Origin of the sequence: Microbacterium zouquanmingi (genome assembly GCF_052266695.1) — a bacterium.
Lineage (GTDB): Bacteria > Actinomycetota > Actinomycetes > Actinomycetales > Microbacteriaceae > Microbacterium.
Genome location: NZ_JBQPQZ010000001.1, coordinates 323150 through 341816, shown reverse-complemented (window position 1 = coordinate 341816; position 18667 = coordinate 323150). Strand labels below are relative to the sequence as shown.

General features: G+C 67.1%; 17 protein-coding genes. 13 read left to right on the top strand and 4 right to left on the bottom strand.

What is annotated here, in order from left to right:
• Positions 1-153 precede the first annotated feature (153 nt).
• From ACTU6U_RS01560 to ACTU6U_RS01525, 8 genes are read left to right on the top strand one after another with little or no spacing between them, the layout of a single operon-like run.
• The gene (locus tag ACTU6U_RS01560; protein ID WP_443467401.1) at positions 154-540 is read left to right on the top strand and encodes a holo-ACP synthase; all 387 of its coding nucleotides are present in this window, start codon (positions 154-156) and stop codon (positions 538-540) included.
• Complete coding sequence (gene alr, locus ACTU6U_RS01555) at positions 537-1643, top strand: alanine racemase (protein WP_443467400.1); 1107 nt, start codon at positions 537-539, stop codon at positions 1641-1643. Before ACTU6U_RS01560 ends, alr begins: the two co-directional genes overlap by 4 nt.
• Entirely contained in the window at positions 1640-2143 is a 504-nt protein-coding gene (tsaE, locus tag ACTU6U_RS01550) for a tRNA (adenosine(37)-N6)-threonylcarbamoyltransferase complex ATPase subunit type 1 TsaE (protein WP_443467399.1), read from the top strand. Before alr ends, tsaE begins: the two co-directional genes overlap by 4 nt.
• Positions 2140-2760, top strand: a complete 621-nt coding sequence (gene tsaB, locus ACTU6U_RS01545; RefSeq protein WP_443467398.1) for a tRNA (adenosine(37)-N6)-threonylcarbamoyltransferase complex dimerization subunit type 1 TsaB — start codon at positions 2140-2142, stop codon at positions 2758-2760. Before tsaE ends, tsaB begins: the two co-directional genes overlap by 4 nt.
• Complete coding sequence (rimI, locus tag ACTU6U_RS01540) at positions 2760-3203, top strand: ribosomal protein S18-alanine N-acetyltransferase (RefSeq protein ID WP_443467397.1); 444 nt, start codon at positions 2760-2762, stop codon at positions 3201-3203. Before tsaB ends, rimI begins: the two co-directional genes overlap by 1 nt.
• Positions 3200-4267 carry a tRNA (adenosine(37)-N6)-threonylcarbamoyltransferase complex transferase subunit TsaD gene (gene tsaD, locus ACTU6U_RS01535; RefSeq protein ID WP_443467396.1) on the top strand — a complete coding sequence of 356 codons (1068 nt, stop codon included), beginning with the start codon at positions 3200-3202 and terminating at the stop codon, positions 4265-4267. The genes rimI and tsaD overlap by 4 nt, the downstream gene beginning before the upstream one ends.
• Complete coding sequence (locus tag ACTU6U_RS01530) at positions 4264-4683, top strand: hypothetical protein (protein ID WP_443467395.1); 420 nt, start codon at positions 4264-4266, stop codon at positions 4681-4683. Before tsaD ends, ACTU6U_RS01530 begins: the two co-directional genes overlap by 4 nt.
• Before the next feature lie 4 nt (positions 4684-4687).
• Positions 4688-5758, top strand: a complete 1071-nt coding sequence (locus ACTU6U_RS01525; RefSeq protein ID WP_443467394.1) for a hypothetical protein — start codon at positions 4688-4690, stop codon at positions 5756-5758.
• A 10-nt stretch (positions 5759-5768) separates the two neighbouring features.
• On the opposite strand, the gene ACTU6U_RS01520 is transcribed toward ACTU6U_RS01525, so the two are convergent.
• Entirely contained in the window at positions 5769-6956 is a 1188-nt protein-coding gene (locus ACTU6U_RS01520) for a THUMP-like domain-containing protein (RefSeq protein WP_443467393.1), read from the bottom strand.
• Positions 6957-7098: 142 nt separating this feature from the next.
• On the opposite strand from ACTU6U_RS01520, the gene groES reads away from it, so the two are divergent.
• From groES to ACTU6U_RS01495, 5 genes are all read left to right on the top strand, one after another.
• The gene (groES, locus tag ACTU6U_RS01515; protein ID WP_067242196.1) at positions 7099-7395 is read left to right on the top strand and encodes a co-chaperone GroES; all 297 of its coding nucleotides are present in this window, start codon (positions 7099-7101) and stop codon (positions 7393-7395) included.
• Positions 7396-7620: 225 nt separating this feature from the next.
• Positions 7621-8784 carry a hypothetical protein gene (locus ACTU6U_RS01510; RefSeq protein WP_443467392.1) on the top strand — a complete coding sequence of 388 codons (1164 nt, stop codon included), beginning with the start codon at positions 7621-7623 and terminating at the stop codon, positions 8782-8784.
• An 89-nt stretch (positions 8785-8873) separates the two neighbouring features.
• A complete protein-coding gene (locus ACTU6U_RS01505) occupies positions 8874-9107 on the top strand; it encodes a hypothetical protein (RefSeq protein WP_443467391.1) in 234 nt (77 codons plus the stop codon).
• 29 nt (positions 9108-9136) lie between these two features.
• Positions 9137-11083, top strand: coding sequence for a dynamin family protein (locus tag ACTU6U_RS01500; protein ID WP_443467390.1), 1947 nt, complete (start codon positions 9137-9139; stop codon positions 11081-11083).
• Positions 11080-12708 carry a dynamin family protein gene (locus ACTU6U_RS01495; RefSeq protein WP_443467389.1) on the top strand — a complete coding sequence of 543 codons (1629 nt, stop codon included), beginning with the start codon at positions 11080-11082 and terminating at the stop codon, positions 12706-12708. Before ACTU6U_RS01500 ends, ACTU6U_RS01495 begins: the two co-directional genes overlap by 4 nt.
• A gap of 428 nt (positions 12709-13136) precedes the next feature.
• Here the strand turns inward: ACTU6U_RS01495 and ACTU6U_RS01490 are convergent, their stop codons facing one another.
• The 3 genes from ACTU6U_RS01490 to ACTU6U_RS01480 all read right to left on the bottom strand — a co-directional run bounded on the left by ACTU6U_RS01490 (position 13137) and on the right by ACTU6U_RS01480 (position 18456).
• Entirely contained in the window at positions 13137-13934 is a 798-nt protein-coding gene (locus ACTU6U_RS01490) for an IniB N-terminal domain-containing protein (protein WP_443467388.1), read from the bottom strand.
• A 114-nt stretch (positions 13935-14048) separates the two neighbouring features.
• Positions 14049-16616 (bottom strand): LuxR C-terminal-related transcriptional regulator, encoded by a 2568-nt coding sequence (locus ACTU6U_RS01485; protein ID WP_443467387.1) that lies wholly within the window; start codon positions 16614-16616, stop codon positions 14049-14051.
• Between the two features lie 16 nt (positions 16617-16632).
• Positions 16633-18456, bottom strand: a complete 1824-nt coding sequence (locus ACTU6U_RS01480) for an Hsp70 family protein (RefSeq protein WP_443467386.1) — start codon at positions 18454-18456, stop codon at positions 16633-16635.
• Positions 18457-18667: the final 211 nt, after the last annotated feature.

The window sequence follows — 18667 nt, the reverse complement described above, 5'->3', positions numbered from 1 at the left end:
ACGGCACGGATGGCTGCCGACCCGCCGAAGGTTCGGCGGCCCGATGTGCGGTCGTCCAGCCATCCGTCCGTAGAACAGGGGACAGGGGACAGGGGACAGGGAACAGGAGACCGGGACAGGGGTCGGCGAGACGCGGGCCGGTAGGCTGGAACCGTGATCATCGGGACCGGCATCGACCTCGTCGACATCCCGCGGTTCGAGCGCACGATCTCTCGCACTCCGCGGCTGATGGAGCGCCTGTTCGCCCCGACCGAGCGTGCACTCAAGCTCCCATCGCTCGCCGCCCGCTACGCCGCGAAGGAGGCGCTCATCAAGGCGCTCGGCGGCTCAGACGGCGTGCACTGGACCGAGATCGAGATCGGCTCAGAAGAGTCCGGCAAGCCGTACTTCCGTCTCACCGGCACCACCGCCGACGTCGTCGAACAGCGGGGGATCACCAGCCTGCACCTGACGATGTCGCACGACGCGGGGCTCGCCACCGCATTCGTCATCGCTGAGCGCATCGCCGAACGCATCGAGAACTCGGAGGGAGCAGCATGACCGTCCCGTTCCGCGAGGCGACCATCGACATGGATGCCATCGCCGACAACACCCGGCACATCCGCAGACTCACCGGGGTCGACGTCATCGCCGTCGTCAAAGCGAACGCATACGGCCACGCCGCGGCGCCCGCGGCGGTCGCCGCGCTCTCTGGAGGTGCAACCAGACTCGGCGTCGCAGAGATCGCCGAAGCCCTCGACCTGCGCCGCCAAGGCATCAACGCCCCGATCGTGGCCTGGCTACACGCGCCGGGTGAGCGCTTCGAGAGCGCCGCAGAGCAGCGCATCGAAGTGGGCATCTCGTCTTTCGACCAGCTCGAGGCGGCCGGCGCTGCCGCCGGCACCGAAGGCGTCCTCGGCGTTCACCTCAAACTCGAAACCGGCCTGTCGCGCAACGGCATCCCACCGAAGGACTGGGCGCGCGTGCTCGCCGAAGCGGCCAGACTCGAGCGCATCGGCCGCATCCGCATCGTCGGCCTCTTCAGCCACCTCTCCAATGCTTCGGATGCTGATGACCGCGAAGCGCTCGCCCGGTTCGAAGAGGGCACCCAGCTCGCCGCATCCCTCGGCATCCATCCCGAGATCCGGCACATCGCCGCAACAGCCGCGGCGATCGATCTGCCCGAGGCCCGTCTCGACGCGGTCCGCATCGGCATCGGCCTGTACGGACTCTCACCGTTCGATGATCGGTCGTCCGCCGAGCTCGGGCTGCGCCCTGCCATGACCCTGCGCGCATCCGTCGCCGCGGTCCGGCGCGTTCCCACGGGTGCCGGCGTCTCGTACGGCTACGACCACCGCACGAAGGATGAGACGACGCTCGCCCTCGTCCCGCTCGGCTATGCCGATGGTGTTCCCCGGCAGGCATCCGGTCGTGGTCCCGTAACGATCGGCGGGCGCCGCTTCACGGTCGCGGGCCGCGTCGCCATGGACCAGTTCGTCGTCGATGTCGGCGACTCTCCCGTCTCGGTGGGGGACGAGGTCGTGCTCTTCGGCGACCCGACGCTCGGAGTTCCCTCGGCCACGGAATGGGCCAACGCCGCCGGCACCATCAACTACGAGATCGTCACGCGGATCGGCAACCGCGTGCCGCGGAGGAGCGCGTGAGCATCGACCCCGCGTTCCTCGGACGTCGTGAGATCACGACCTCCGACGACATGGAGCGGCTCGGCTTCGTCATCGGCGAGCAGCTCGTCGCTGGCGATCTGATCGTGCTCACCGGGCCCCTCGGCGCGGGGAAGACCACCTTCACCCGGGGGCTCGCCGAAGGGCTCGGGGTGCGCGGCCCCGTGCAGAGCCCGACCTTCGTCATCGCCCGCACCCATCCCTCCCTCGTCGGACGCGCCCCGCTCGTGCACGCCGACGCGTACCGGCTCGGTTCGGCTGCAGAGCTCGACGACCTCGACGTGGACCTTGCAGGGTCCGTCGTCGTGATCGAGTGGGGGCGCGAGATGGCCCCTGCGATCACGGACGCCTGGTGGGACATTGAGATCGAACGGCCCGTCGGCGGTGACGAAGAGCTCGCCGACGAGGATCTGGATGCTGACGCACCCCGCGTCGTGACGATCGAACGCATCGACCGAGCGCCGACTACCCTGGAGAGGTGATTCTCTCCGTCGACACCTCGCTCGGGACGGCTGTGGCCCTCATCGATACCGACGGCCACGCGCGGGCGACTGCCGAAAGCCCCGACCCGCTCGGCCACGCCGAGGTGATCGGCACCCTCCTGGATCAGGCGCTCGCCGATGCCGGGGACGACGAGATCACCCACGTCGTCGCGGGTATGGGCCCCGGTCCCTTCACGGGACTGCGAATCGGCATCGCCGCGGCGCGTGCGTTCGCACTCGGTCGCGGCATCCCCGTCATCCCCGTGCCCAGCCACTTCGCCGCAGCCCTCGCCGTGATCGAGGCCGACGCTCCGAACACGCCGTTCGCCATCGTCACGGATGCCCGCCGCCGCGAGGTCGCGATCTCCGTCTTCGACGGGGCGGATGCCGACGGAATCCCGAATCTCACAGAGCCCACCGTCCTCGTGCCCAGGGTCGATTCGGAAGAACGGCTGCGCGGCATCCATTCGATCGAGGTGGCGACGCTCGACGCGGCGGCCCTGGCGCGGGTCGGCCTGCGCGCGGCGCTGGCCGGACGGGTGCTCGCCGACGCCGAGCCGCTGTATCTGCGTCAGCCCGATGTCACCGTCCCCGGTGCGCCGAAGCGGGTGAGCTGATGGCGATCCGTCTGGCCACCCCCGCGGACCTCGATGCGATCATGGCGATCGAGAACGCCTCCTTTCCCACCGATGCGTGGAGCAGCGAGGCGATGGCGGCAGAGCTCGCCACCGACTACAGCCACTACATCGTCGATGAAGAAGACGGCGGAGTCATCGGGTACGCAGGGCTGCGGTCGATCCGGGGGAGTGCGGATGCCGACATCCAGACGATCGCGCTCATCGACGCGCGCAGGGGCGAAGGGCGAGGACGCGCGATGCTGCGGACGCTGCTTGCCGAGGCATCCGCCCGCGGTGCCCGCGAGGTGTTCCTCGAAGTGCGCGCAGACAATCCGGCAGCCGAGGCGCTGTACCTGTCAGAGGGGTTCGAAGAGATCGGCAGGCGTCCGCGGTACTACCAGCCAGACGATGTGGATGCGATCGTGATGAAGGTGAAGATGTGAGCCCTGAACCCCTCGTGCTTGGAATCGAGACGAGCTGCGACGAGACCGGCATCGGCATCGTGCGCGGGCGCACGCTGCTGTCGAACACGATCGCCTCCAGCATGGACGAACATGCCCGCTACGGCGGCGTCGTCCCAGAAGTCGCCGCTCGCGCGCACCTCGAAGCACTGCAGCCCTCGATCGAGGCTGCGCTCGAGACCGCGCAGGTGCGACTCGAAGACCTCGACGCGATCGCCGTCACCAGCGGCCCGGGCCTTGCTGGCGCACTCATGGTCGGAGTCGGTGCAGCCAAGGGGCTCGCGGTCTCGCTCGGCAAGCCGCTGTACGCGGTGAACCACCTCGTCGGACACATCGCCGCCGACATCGTGACACCGGACTCCGAGCCGCTGGAGTACCCCACGATCGCCCTGCTCGTCTCGGGCGGACACACCTCGCTCCTGCACGTGCGCGATCTCACCACCGACGTCGAGTTGCTCGGTGAGACGATCGACGACGCCGCCGGTGAAGCATTCGACAAAGTGGCCAGGCTTCTGTCGCTGCCGTATCCGGGAGGGCCGGAGATCGACCGGGCAGCCGTCGACGGCGACCCGAAGGCGATTCGGTTCCCGCGGGGCCTGTCGAAGGCGACCGATATGGCCAAGCACCGCTACGACTTCTCGTTCTCGGGGCTCAAGACCGCCGTGGCGCGATGGGTCGAGCGATGCGAGGCCGCCGGAGAACCCGTACCGCGCGCAGATGTCGCCGCGAGCTTCCGCGAGGCCGTCGTCGACGTGCTCGTCACCAAGGCGCTCGCCGCGTGTGCGGATCGAGGCGTGCCGCGGTTGCTGCTCGGCGGGGGAGTGATCGCCAACAAACGACTGCGCGAAGTCGCGCTGGCCCGTGCCGCAGAGGCCGGGGTCACAGTGCGGATTCCGCCGCTGTCGCTGTGCACCGACAACGGTGCGATGATCGCGGCCCTCGCCGCCGACCTCATCGCCTCTGGGCGACGGCCCTCGACGCTCGAGTTCGGAGCGGATTCGACACTGCCGGTGACCGAGATCCAGATCGCCGAGCGCGCCTCATGACGAATACGCCAGAGCCCCCGCGGCCCGCACGCATGCCCGGCGCGCGCCGCGAGGAGTACACGCGCATGCCGACGGGGCCCATCGGCGTGGAATCGACCGTCAGCAGCGGGCCGTCAGAGGACGTCGGGATGCCGATCGCGCAGTGGGATCCGCAGTCGCTCGAGCCCATCGAAGACAATTCGCGCCTCGCTCCGTGGGCGCTCCTTGCGGCGATCGTCGCGCTCATCGCATCGTGGTTCGTCGGGTGGGGCATCCCGCTTGCGATCATCTCGGTCGTCGCTGCGATCATGTCGCTGCGGCGTCCGGTCGAAAGCCGCGCGATGGCGACGTGGGCGCTCGTGCTGGGAATGGCTGCCACGATCTTCAGCCTCGGATGGCTCGTCTGGGCGGGCATGCAGTTCGAGCAGTTCGGATAGCCGGATGTGTTCAGAGCCGGTCCCTGAGCCTGTCGAAGGGTACGCAGAGCTGCGGATGCTGCGCGCCAAGGCCTACGGCCAGGGCGATGGTCTGTCGTCCGAAGAGCTCACGCGACTGCGTGAACTCGAGGGGTGGGGCACGATCGGCGCCGACGCTTCAGGTTCGGTCCCTGAGCCTGAAGTTTCGGTCCCTGAGCCTGTCGAAGGGCCGCGCGGTTCTGTCGACGCTTCGACAGACTCAGCGATCGGCGCTGTCGAAGCGCCGCGGCGCCCCCGTCGCTGGCCGATCCTCCTGGCGACCGCGGCGGGTCTCCTCGCGGTCGGTCTGGGCATCGGCTGGGGGATCTGGGGCTGGGACAGCGAAGCATCCGCGCTCGCCGCCGCACACGGCGACACGCAGGCCGAACTCGAGGCCAGGCAGGACTACGACCTCGGCACCGTCGTGCCCGTTGCCGAGGAGCACGGCGTCGTCGTCTGGCGCGCCGACCGCTCCGATGGCGAAGAGCTCTGCGTGATCATCACCGGACCGAAGACCGAGGCTCGGACCGGGTGTGTGACTCGAGGTGACATGGACAACTACGCCTGGCCAAGCGCGACCGGCACCGTTCCGGAAGGCGCAGACAAGGCCGGGCAGCAGCTCACGGCGAGCCTGATCCCCGCGACGAACGGTGAGATCGTACCGTTCATCCAAGTGTGGGATATAGACCGCAACTGGGAGGCGCAGTACACCGAGGATGAGCTCGCCCAGCTGCACTCGGTGGAGGCGGCCGGCTACATGGGCTCGGCGCTGAGCATCCTCGGCTACGACGGCGATACCGTCGTGTGGTCGAGCTGGGAGACCGGAATGCTCTGCGTGATCGCGTCCACCGACGCCCACAACTTCGCGGAGGCGTGCGCCGAAGGTCCGGATGAGATGCTCACGCTCAGCACCGAGGTGGACGGCACCCCGACCCGCTACGTCGTCACGCAGTCCGAGATGCGTTCGCCGCAGCTGACGGTGTACAAGGACGTCGACGCGGAGTACTACTTCGGCGCCGATGATCCTTCATCAATCGACGACAAGACCGGCCAGTAGCCGACCGTTCTCAGACCCGCTCGGCGAGAATCGCCATGCGCTTGTCGCCCACGCGTGTGAGGATCAGTGTGGCGCTCGCGCTCCCGCGCAGGTTCAGCTTCTTGCGGAAGGCGGCGGGATCGATATCCATTCCGCGCTTCTTGATCTCGAGCGTGCCGACGTTGTGCGTGCGCAGCGCAGCATTGATGGCCTTCGGGTTCGCCGCTGTCACCTCGCGCACCCGGAACGACTGCACGAAAGGGCTCGTGACCGCGGCGTCCCCGGTGAGATAGGCGATCTTCGCATCGAGCATCCCGGCATCCAGCGATCGTGCGACGTCGCCGATGAGTCTTGCCCTGATCACCGCGCCGTCGGGTTCGTGCACGAAGGCCCCGAGTTCGCGGGTCTCCGCGTCCTCAGCATCCGCCCCTGCCGTCAGCTCGTGCGACTCGTCTGCGCGGATCACCAGCGCTGATCTGCGCACGCCCTCGCGGGCGAGGATGCCCGACCACAGCACGAGCTCGACGACGCTGCCGTCGGCGCTGACCCACTGCGCCTCGGCGTCTGCCGGCAGGGCATCGCGGTCGTGGGCAGGGCCGAGCTTGATGCCGCAGGGCACGCGCTCTGCGAGCGCGAACGCCCAGTCGAGCGAGGGGGAGTAATCGGATGCCATGACCCGCCGTGTCTCGCTGTGCCCGGCGGTCCGGCGCGCCGGATCGAGCCAAACCGCGTCGATCCCGGCGAGATCGGTGGTTTCGGCGGTGCCGTGCTGCACCGCGGCATCATCGCCGAACGGTGCGAGGTTGTAGGCGGCGATCGCGGCGGTGACCTCGTCGACATCGACGGCGACCACGCCCAGTCCTGCGCCGGCGAACGCGAGGGCGTCCCCGCCGATGCCGCAGCCCAGATCTGCCAGTCGTGAGATGCCCGCGCGGCGCATGCGCCCGGCGTGCCGGGCGGCGACCCCCAGACGCGTCGCCTGCTCGAGGCCGGCTCTGGTGAACAGCATCCGCTCGGCGAAGCCGCCGAACTTGGCTGCGCCCTTCGCTCGCAGGTGCGCCTGACCGACCACGGCCGACACGAGATCAGGGGAATGGCCCGCAGCCCGAAGGCGTGACACGGTCTGCGCGACTTCAGCGGTCGATGAGATCGTGCCCACCTCGTCGAGCAGCCGAAGGCCCTCGGGGGTGAGCAGTGCAGTCAACTCGGACATCTCCACTGGTCCAGACTACGGCGAGCACCCGAAACTGGCACTCGCATTGCGTGAGTGCCAGCCGACCGCCTACACTTGTGATTAGCACTCTCGGGTTGAGAGTGCGAACAAGTCTTTCGTGTCAGCGTCAAGAAAGAAGAGGTAGACCGTGTCGGTTTCCATCAAGCCGCTCGAAGACCGCATCGTCATTCAGCAGGTCGAGGCAGAGCAGACCACCGCGAGTGGACTGGTCATCCCCGACACCGCCAAGGAGAAGCCCCAGGAGGGCGAGGTCGTGGCCGTTGGCCCCGGTCGCATCGATGACAACGGCAACCGCGTTCCGCTCGACGTCGCCGTCGGCGACCGTGTCCTGTACAGCAAGTACGGTGGCACCGAGGTGAAGTTCGGCGCCGATGAGTACCTCGTGCTCTCGGCTCGCGACGTCCTCGCTGTCGTCGTTCGCTGAGCGGTTCCATAAGCTCAACGCTTCAGAAGGCCCGGATGCATCACGCATCCGGGCCTTTGTTGTGCTCGGGACAGCAAGTCACCCATCCGCCCCCCATCAGCCCCCGGGGATCCCCCGGTGACTCCTGTCAAGCCTCGGGGGGACCCCCGATGTAGGGAGAGCGCGCGAGATCCACACTCGTAAGACGAAGCCATTCCGGCAGTCTCACGAACAGAGGAAAACATCATGGCTGTAGAAGACAACCTGAACGTTCTCGGTCTCCAGTGGAATCTGGGCGTCGAGGACATCGGGAACACGAACGTCGAAGACAACATGGTCATCGCCGACAACGAGGTGGGCAACACCGAAACGAGTGTCGACGACAACACCGTCATCGCTGACAACGAGGTGGGCAACACCGACACGAACATCGAAGACAACAACGTCGGCAACACCGAGACGGATGTCGACGTCGACGTCGATGACTCGTTCAACGACAACGACGACTTCTCCGACACAGACTCCAACAACGACAACTCCAGCCTGAAGGACTCGATCAACGACTCCTTCCAGGACAACTCGGTGCACGACTCGGCCAATGACTTCTCGGTCAACGCTGGCATCCGCCAGTACAGCAACAGCCAGGTCGACGTCGACGCGATGCTCGACAGCTCTGGAGCAGGTGCGGGATTCGGGCTCGGCGGCGGGGGCGACCTCGACCTTGAGATCGACAGCCGCAGCACGGTCAACGACCAGTCCGTGAACCAGAACATCACGACCTCGTCCGGCTCGGGCGGCGCAGCCATCGCCGTCGGAGGCGACTCAGACGGCGGCTGGGGCGGGCCGGCATTCTCCGGCGCGAACGGTGGCGACACCGGCAACGGCGGCGACGGCGCATCTGACGGCGGCACGGGTGTCGGCGTCGGTCTGATTGGTGTCGGTGTCGGCGGCGACGCCGAGGGCGACGGCGGCGGCACGCAGGGTGCAGGAGATGCAGGTTCCCTCGCAGATGGCGGCAACGCCAGCGGCGGTGACGGTGGCAACGCCTTCGCAGGAGCCGGCGACGCTTCCGGCGGCAACGTCTCGCAGTACTTCGGTCAGTCGAGCAACGTGGCCTCTGGTGATGGATCGGTTGCGGCCGGCGAAGACGCCAGCATCACCAACATTGACACGGACATCACCGTCGGAGACATCAACATCGGCAACGAGTACTTCGACAACTCGTTCAACACCGATCTGTCTGACAACTGGTCTGTCAACGACTCGTTCAACGACCAGTCGATGACCGACAACTCCGACAACTGGTCGGTGGAGGACTCCTTCCAGGACAACTCGCTCGAGGTGGATGTCGACGTCGAGAACTCGAACGTCGCCAGCCCGTTCGGCGACGCGACGGAGCTCGATTTCTGATCCGAACCGCACACAGTGCCCGGCCTCCCTTTCGGGGGGCCGGGCGTACCAGTACACTCCGAAGCATCCTGATCTGAAAGCGGGATCTGATGTTCCATGACGAGCCTGACCCGATCGACGAGACCGGTTCCGATGGCGCGGCATGGAATAACTCGGATGCTGCGTTCTCCGATCCCACGGGAATGAAGATGTTCGCCGAGGAGATCGACAACGTAGATGTGTCGGATTGGGACGTCGACAGTGATTCGCTCTGGGGGGACGAAGGAACGAATCCCATCGCCGACATCGGCGACGGGACATTCGACATCGATTTCCTGGGCTGATCCCGGGACGTGCGGCTGCGAACAGCCCAATGGCAGCGAACGACAGGGGAGTTCACGTGCCGAACAGAGACTTCGAGGTCACACCGATCGTCGACGTCGTCCGCGACGTCGGCGATATCGCCGCGTCCACAGGGCGCGCCGATCTCGCGGAAAGACTCGAGCACACCAGCGCACGGCTGCGCGACCCCGCCGTGCGCGTGATCATCGTCGGCGAGTTCAAGCAGGGCAAGAGCAAGCTCATCAACGCGCTCGTGAACGCGCCGGTGTGCCCGGTCGACGACGATATCGCCACGAGTGTGCCGCTCGCCGTCGGATACGGCGAGGAGTCATCTGCCTGGGTTCTCCGGCGAGTGGATGCGCCGGCCACGCGATCTTCGGCGAAGAAACCGCCCGTGCGCACAGTGGAGCGGGAGGAGATCGAACTGAGCGATCTCGCACAGTACGTCTCAGAGCAGGGGAACCCCTCCAACGAGCGGGGCCTCCTCGCGGCAGAGGTGCTGCTTCCGCGCGAGCTCCTCAAGGGCGGACTGAAGCTCATCGATTCTCCCGGCGTCGGCGGACTCGACTCGTCGAATGCTCTGACGACCCTGTCGGCCCTGTCCACTGCGCATGCGGTGCTGGTCGTCTCCGACGCTTCACAGGAGTACACCGAGCCGGAAGTGCAGTTCCTCAAGCACGCGATGCGCGTCTCTCCCAATGTGGCAGCGGTGCTCGCGAAGACCGATCTGTATCCGGAATGGCGTCAGGTCGAGGATATCGACCGCGGCCACCTCGAAGGCGTCGGCGACGACGTGCCGATCTTCTCGGTATCGAGCGACCTCCGTCTGCTCGCAGCCGAGCTGCAGGACCGTGAGCTCAACGACGAGTCCGGCTTCCCCGCACTCGTCGCCCACCTGCGCCGCGAGGTACTCGGTCGGGCTGAAGTGATCCATGAGCGCAGCGCAGTGCATGATCTGCTCTCGGTGGTCGAGCAGCTCGCCATCTCGATGCGCGCCGAGTTGAACGCGCTGCGCAACCCGCAGGACACCCCGCGGATGATCGCCGAGCTCGAAGAGGCCAAGGCGAAGGCAGACGAGTTCCGCGGGCGCTCCGCCCACTGGCAGGTCACCCTCACCGACGGCATCAGCGACCTCATCGCCGACATGGAGCATGACCTGCGCGACCGCCTTCGCACGGTGCAACGCGAGGCAGAGCGAGCGATCGATGAGGGAGATCCTGGCCCTATCTGGGACCAGATCAGCGAATGGATCGATCAGCGAGCGACCTCCGCGGTGACCGAGACGTTCGTGTGGACGGACGAGCGCTCGCGCTGGCTCTCTGAAGAGGTCGCCGACCTGTTCAGCGAGGGTGAATCGGCGATCCCCGCGATCGATGTCGGCAGCACGGAAGGCGTACTCGACCCCGTCGAGCCGATCTCGGGCCTTGACCCTGGGCGCATGGGCGCCGGTGAGAAGATCTACATCGGTGTGCGCGGCTCTTACGGTGGGGTTCTCATGGTGGGGCTCGCGACCGGTCTGATCGGAATGGCGCTGATCAATCCGCTTTCACTGCTCGCCGGCATCCTCGTCGGGCGTCGCGCCTACCGCGAGGACATGCACGCCCGTCTGGCACGCCGCCAGCAGGAAGCGAAGCTGCTCGTGCGGCGGTACATCGATGAGGTCATCTTCCAGGTCGGAAAGCAGCTGAAGGACCGGCTGCGCCTTGTGCAGCGCACTGCCCGCGATCACTTCGGCTCGATGGCAGAGGAACTGCACCGTTCGCTCTCTGAAGCACTGAACTCGGCGAAGACGGCCGCGGGGAGCTTCACCGCGACACGTGATGAGCGGGTGATCGCCCTGCAGGAGAAGATCGCCATGCTCGACGGCCTCCGCGACCTGATCCCCGAGCTCCCACCAGCGCCCGTGCGGCGCGGCCTCCCGGCACGGCCGTCCGCGCAGCCCGCTGAGGACACCGCGCACTCCGGGACCGCGCGATGACAGACGTCATCGCTGACGCCGACCGCGTGCTCAGCGCCGCTGCCACGGTCTACCATCGCCACTCGACGGTTCTGGCGGGGCTTGAACGGCTGCGCACGAGGCTGCACGAGCCGCTCCGACTGGCGATCGCCGGAATGGTCAAGGCCGGCAAGTCCACCCTCCTGAACGCCATGCTCGGCGAGGAGATCGCGCCGACCGACACCGGAGAATGCACCAAGGTCGTCACCTGGTACCGGTACAGCGCCACGCCGACGATCACGCTGCATCCGCGAGTCGGCCCGCCGCGTCGGATGCCGATTCGCCGCGACGGCAGCAGGCTCGTGCTCTCGCTCGGAGGGCTCTCAGCCGAGGAGGTCGAATGGATCGACGTCGGCTGGCCGCTGGAGGGACTGAGATCAGTCATCCTCATCGACACGCCCGGCATCGGTTCGCTGTCTGAAGCGACTTCTGCGCGCACCCACAGCTTCCTCACCCCCGACGAGTCGCCGTCGACAGCGGATGCCGTCGTGTATCTGATGCGGCATCTGCACGGTGCCGACGTGCACTTCCTCGAGGCATTCCGCGACACTGCGGCAGGAGCCGCGCAGACGGTGTGTGCGGTGGGGGTGCTGTCCCGGTCGGACGAGATCGGCGCGGGGCGCATCGACTCGCTGCTCTCGGCCGGCAGAGTAGCCCAGCGATACGAGCGCGATGGTGACCTCGCCTCACTGGTGCTCCGGGTCGTGCCGGTCGCCGGCCTTCTCGCCGAGGGGGCGCGCACACTCCGCGAGAGCGAGTACATCGCCCTTCGCGAGCTCGCAGGCCTGAACCGCGCCGACCGTGAGAAGCTGATCATCTCGGCAGACCGATTCGCAGGTCCTTCCACGACGACGACGCTCAGCACGACCGTGCGAGAAGATCTCCTCGCACGGTTCGGGATCTTCGGCGTGCGTCTGGCGACCGCGCTCATCCGAGGCGGTGCGCGCACCTCGACGGAACTGTCCGATCAGATGGTGCAGCAGAGCGGGCTCATCGAGTTGCAGGAGTTCGTCGCCGCGCAGTTCCACACGAGAGCCGCGACGCTGAAGACCCGCGGGGTGCTGCTGGAACTTCAGCAACTGCTGCGCGCCCACCCCACGGAGGGCCTGGACGAGGTGCACGCCGGCATCGAGCGCATCACGATGAGTGCGCACACTCTACGCGAGCTCGCGCTGCTCGCGCTCGCCCGCTCAGACGGTCTGCCGGTGTCGGATGCTGATGCAGAAGAGGCCCAGCGCATCGCCGGCGTCGACGGCACCGCAGTACACACACGTCTCGGTCTACCCGCGGATGCTGACGCCGAGGCGCTCCGCGCGAGCGTGACGGAGAAGATCGATCACTGGCGGAGCCTGAGCCAGTCGCCGCGGGCAGAGCGCGCCGCGGTCGGGGTGTGCCGGACGATTCTTCGCAGCCTCGAGGAGGTCGCGTCAGAAGTCGGCGCCGGCCGGAGTCTCTGGGCCCCGACGGACGTCATGCTGTCGGGCGGTCCAGGCGATGGCGCGGGGCAGGACGCTGGCGAGCAGAGCGAGAAGAACAAGCACCGCCTGAGCGGTAAGAAGCGGTGGGAGTGGCTGACCCTGCTGACCCAGCGCAACCCACTCCGGTGAGAGCACCACGACGAGCGCCTGCACGGCGAGGGTGGCCAGCTGCCACCACCGTGTGCCAGGCCGTCGTCCCATGAACGACACCATCAGCACGATCTGTGTGAGCAGGATCGCAACGAGCGCCGTGAACACGATCCAGAAGATGATGTCGGCCGCGGACTTGTACGTCGCCTCATCTCGACCCTCGGTCACTCCCTTGGCGACATCGGCGATCAATGGCAGCAGATCCTGTCGGATGATGAAGAAGTACACCGCGGTGAACCCGCCCACCGCGAAGCTCATGATCCAGAAGAACTGACTCAGCCTGATCGAGAAGGGCGGCGGCACCTTGACCAACACCGGTGCCTCGTTCGCGCCGCGAACGAGAGGCCGCTGGGGGGCCTCTCGTCTCGGCGGGCTCCCATCGCCGGGAGCGGGGTTGGACTGAATGGTCACTGCTGCTCGACCGGCTCCTCGATCATCGGCTCGTCTTCGACGACGACGCCGGAGGCATCCTCTGTATAGGATTCCGCAGGAGCTGCGGCCATGTCGGACTCGAGCACGTCCGCTGGCTCCTCGTGGGCCACTACCGGTTCGTAGAGCTCTGGTGTCGCGGCGACCTGTGCCTGTGTTCCCGCGTCGGTGGAGTTGTCCTGGAACGAATCCTCCACCGTGACGTCGACGGATGCATCGTTCTGCGAGTTGTCCTGGAACGAATCGTCGATCGTGGAGTTATCGGAACCGTCGGTGTTGTTCGAGTCGTTGTACTCGTCGTTGCCGATGCTGATGTCACCGGTGGTGATGTCGGTGTCGGTATCGGTGAGCGTGGCGTCATCGCCGGCTGCGACCGATTCATCGCCCGAAGCGACCACGGCGTCCTGATCGAAGATCTGCGTGACATCGCCGCCGTCGGTCCAGATGTTCTGGTTCACCGACTGGTCGACGATCGTCGAACGGGCATCGATCGTGGTGAACTGACTCACCAAGCGAACGATCTCGTTGACCACCGGGTCGGGAGGTGACGGCGGTTCGGGAGGCCCAGGGTGCGGAGGGCGCGGTGTGACCGACGGGTGATCCACGACGACTGGCGCTACCGCGCGCACGTCCGCGACGCAGGCGTTCTGCACGCCGCCGCGCATCATCGCCGCCTCCGGATCAGCGGTGAATTCTTCCGCGGCATCCGGATCGTGCAGAAGGCTGAGTATGAACGAGATCAGCGCATCTGCGATGGTCTCTACAGGTGAAATCATGAGGTTGCCTCTTCGCCTTGCTCTGACAATGGTTCACTATCGGGGAGCTCATCTGAGCGTATTGCGCCGCGATGCTCGCATCATCGGGGGTGACCCCGATACATCCCCGTGGAACTAGGGGGGTGTGCCGTCTTCGCCGGGGTGCGGGGTGCCGGCGCCGCGGTCAGTCCCGATGAGCTGCCGCAATTGCGCGAGCATCTCGGAGCGTGAGCTCGCACCCAGCCGGCGCCGGATGTGCGCGATGTGATGCTCGGCAGTGCGGGGCGAGATGAAGATCGTCTCGCCGATCTCGGCGTAGGTCTTCCCTTCGATGACCAGCCGTGCCACTTCGAGCTCGCGTTCGCTGAGCACCTCCTGCGGGGTGCTCTTCGTCGGGGTCGTCGCATCGCCGCCTTTCGCTGCCATCGCCCGACGCGACCCGTCGATCGGGTGCAGTTCTCTCGCGCAGGCGAGCAGTCGTGCGGACACCTTGCGGTCCTGCGACCTGGCGGCGCCGTGACCGGCGAGGCGTGCGCCATCCCAGACCAGACCGATGGACGCGAGATCCTCTGCGGCCTTCTCTACGGCTTCGGCCTCGACGGTGCCGCCGAGCACCGAGGTCCAGACCCGTCCCGCCTTCGCCATGGTGCTGGCGATGCGACTGTGCGCCGAGGCTTCCACGAGTGCTTTCGCGTGCGGGCGCAGCGATTCCGGGCTGTTCAGCAGGATGCCGTTCTGGATTCCCGCCCAGCGCAGATGGGCAGACCACAGTGCAGGATCGTGCAGCTGGTTCACGAGCTGGAGCGCTCGCTCGAACTGCGGACGGATCCTCTCGGGGTCTCCCACCCGCGATGCGGAGCTGATGAGTTCGGCCAGGGGGTGCAGCAGGTACAGATCGACGTCCACCCGCAACAGGCTCGCCCTCGCTCGACGCCAGGCTGCTTCCAACCCTGCGGCATCCTCGTAGCGGCGCGCGATCGCGACGCGCACGGCATCCGCAAGCAGAAGGTCGCGCGGGGAGCGCGCGGCAGTGGCGCTCGCCAGCGCATCGCGGGCTTCACCCGGCCGGGCGAGCTCCACGGCGATCCACGCACGCCACAGCAACAGACGGGGGCGTGCCCATGGCCCGCCCTGCCCACCCGCGATCGCATCGTCGATGACGGAAGACGCTGTGGCGAGTGCGCCGAGATTCAACGCGACGATCGCCGCGATGACCGCGGGCAGTTCCGGAATGCCGGATGCCTCATGCGAGGTCGTGTACATCTCTGATGCGCGCACGAGATCTGACAGCGACGGCTCAGCCTGCTCCGGCGCGAGCGAGGCATCGAGTCCGCGGCGCAGCAGGCGCATCGCGACGCCGAGAGTCGAGGGGATGGCGGAATCTTCGGTCGTGGTGGGGGCGTCCGCAGCTGTGTCCGAAGCGATGCCGATGCCGAGTGAAGCGATGCGCGCGCGGGCGGCGGAGAGCGGACCGGAGGGCGAGGTGACCTGATACACCGTGTGGGCCTGCTCCATCATTCCGCGTGCCGCCCAGATCGCTGCTGTGGTGTCGGCGAGCCTGTCGCGGTCATGAGCACCTGCGGAGGGACCCGTCAACGGGCCTGCTTCGTCCACGAGCGCACTCGCGGTGTCGAGGTCCCCGGCCGCCCACGCGGCTTCTGCGCGTCGTCCGGCCAGCAGCGAAGCATCCTCACCGGAGCGGATGGCGCCCTCGTACAGCTCTGCGGCGCGCTTCGGATGCGTGGGAAGAAGCGTATCCGCATATCGGATCAGCACTTCGCCCGGTGGACTCGGGTCGCCCGGGGGCGCGCCCGCTGTGTGGGCGACGGCGGCATCCAGCGCGATCAGGCGACCGGCTGGCATCCCCGCCTGCGCAGTGATGCGCACGAGCGGAACAGGCTGTCCGTTGCGCAGGAGAAGCCCTTCGGCGTAACCGTGCAGGGCGTGGTCGCCGGACTCATCAGCAGCGTCCGGCATCCCGGCGTTTGAGACGCAGATCCGCTCGATCTGCGCGCGCAGGCCTGGTGCGGTCATGCTCAATCGGTGCGCGATCCGCTCTTCAAGTGCCATGCGCAGTTCGCTGTGCGCCGCACCGCCTCGACAGTCGCGGTCATCGTGGGCGCGCAGCGCCTCGCTGACCAGCCAGGACACGCCTCCGGTGATCTCGAGAATGTCGCTCAGGCATGCCTCCGACATGCGCAGATCATGCTGAGACAGATGCGTCAGCAGGTCGGCGCGCGATACGTGTCCGAGGACGACGCTCGGATGATGCTGCTCGAGATGCTGCGAGATCTCGGCGACCGTGTCGTCCCAGCGCGCTGGGCGCAGCGCGACGATGAGGGACGCATCCGGGTCTGCCGCGCGAATGCGCAGCTGTGCCAGTTGATCGCCGCCGAGTCGGTGCAGGTCGTCGACGATGAGCACGCGGGAGCGCGGAACCTCAGTGATATCCGCGGGGCCAGGGCGCATGTACACGGCATCGCGGGCCCGCTCTGTCAGCAGCGAATGCAGATGGCGCAGGGTCGTAGACTTTCCCGACCCGGCGTTTCCGACCACCAGCGCACGCGGAGCAGAATCGTCGATGGCTTCGAGCGCCGGACCGATCATGTGCTCCCAGAGTGCGGGCAATGACAACCGACGTGATGTGGCGCGCGCGGAATCGTCGTACGTCGTCGCGGGCTGTCGCTGTTGCTCGGCGAGCATGATCAGGCGTCTCCGATCAGGTGGGCGTGGCTACCGGACCTGAGGGCTGTTCGCTGGTCGTCGGGGCTGTTTCAGGGGTTTCTGACACCGGGGTCGGGTTCTCCGGTGCAGGGTTCTCTGGTGGTGGCGTCGTGTCAGCGGGCGGAGCGGTCGGGTCTGTCGGGTTGGAGACGTCGGGGGTGGTGTCTTCCGGGGCGGGGTCTTGCGGGTTCGTGTCTTCGGGAATCGGGTCTGTCGGAGTGGTGTCCGGCGGAGGCGTCGTGGTCGTGTCGCTCGTACCACCCGTATCTGCCGGAGGCTGCGTGGTGTCGGTCTGGCCGCCGGTGGTGGGATCGCTGCTCGTGTTGGTCGAACCGGGAGTGACCGGACCAGACCCCGGTGTGCCTCCGGAATCGTTGGAAGGCGAGGTCGGTTCCACCTTCGGCCCGGACTGCCTGGTCTTGGGCGGAGTCTGTTTCGCGCCAGCATCCGATTTCGTGCTGCTCACCGGAAGGATGCCCGACTCTGCGGCCGGAGTTTGGGGGGTCGCGGGTGCGGCCGGCGCCGGGTTCGGAGCCGGCGACGGTTTCGTCGGCGCAGTACCGAGAGGTTTCGGCAGGCTCATGATCTTGGATGCCGCCTCCGTGATGAAGTCTGGCCAACGGGTGCCAGCGGCTGTCGTGTTGCTGAGGACGATCGTGGCGGCGATGAAGACCGCAGCCACAGCGAGCAGCGCAGGAGAGGTCGTTCGAGACGGCTTGGCGAACAATGTGCGCACGAACGCGGCGGCCCTCGTCGGCTGGTTCTCCGACTCGTCCTGCTCCTCCTGCTCGGTCTCCTGGCCAGGCTTCTTCCCGGTCCATTGTTCAATGGCTCGCGCTGTGCGTGCGCTCGGCGCCGGGGCTGCGTCGGCGGGGGCATCGACGCCGGAGATCAGGTCGCGCGCGATGCGCGCGGCGCCGAGTACCGTGGTGGCCTTCGTATCAGCATCCGCGACGATCGGGACGTCGAACCGTTCGGAGAGCCGCTGGGCGACCAGCGGAGTGCGAGAGGACCCGCCGGCGAGGACGATCCCCTTCAGCCGATCTCCGTGTGCGTCTGCCGACTCGATCGCGAGGTCGAGGGCTTCGACGGTCTTGTCGAGGTCATCGACGATCATGCCTTCGAGTTCTGAGCGAGTGATGCGCACGCTCGCGCCACCGGCGAGCGCGCCGAGCTGCACTGTCGCATCTCCCGCCGAGGAGAGGAGCTCTTTGGCCTTGACGATCGCGCCGCGCACTTCGGCCAAGGCAGCCAGTGGTGCGTCGGAGACATCAGTGCTCTGGCTGGCGAGCACATGGCGCATCAGCTCGTCATCGAAGTCCGCACCTCCCAGGTGCTCAATGCTCACCTGCTCGCCGACGGGCTGATAACGCCCCCCGGAACGCTGGCGCAGGACACGCGCGTCGAACCGGGTGCCGCCGAGGTCGTAGACCGCGAGCATGTTCCCCGGATCGAGGGGAAGGACCGTCTCGGACTGTCGAGCGGATGCTTCGGACTCGCTCACCAGCACGGGTGCATCGATGCCCGCGCGCTCGAGGGCCGCGCGAAGGCGTGACAGGCGGTGTCCGCCCCAGGATGTGGGATGAGTGATGGCGATCAGCGCGGGGCGCTCGCCCTCTGCCGCGGTGACCTCATCGACGATCCAGGCGCACAGCCGCGCAACGATGTCCTCTGCGAGTACGGCGTGTTCACCGATCAGCACGGGGACATCGTCGCCGACGTCGTGGGCGAATTCACGGACCAGCCGGTGCGGACTCGTCGATCCGTAGTGCGCGGCCTCGTCGCCGAAGAACAGCGTGCCGTCCTCTGCGATGTACACAGCAGAAGAAGCACTGGGCTCGTTAGCGCTTAACGAGAACAGAGCTGGGTTATCGTATGGCTCGCGTGAACCGTGGGCAACGGCAGCTGAAACCCTGCTGTTGCCGACGTCAATCGCGACCAGGAAAGAAGGTTCGCTCATGTCGCTGGGATGAGCCGAGACCGCGTGTGCGGCTCGGTTCAGGTAGTTCGAACTGCTGGGGTGGGGCTCA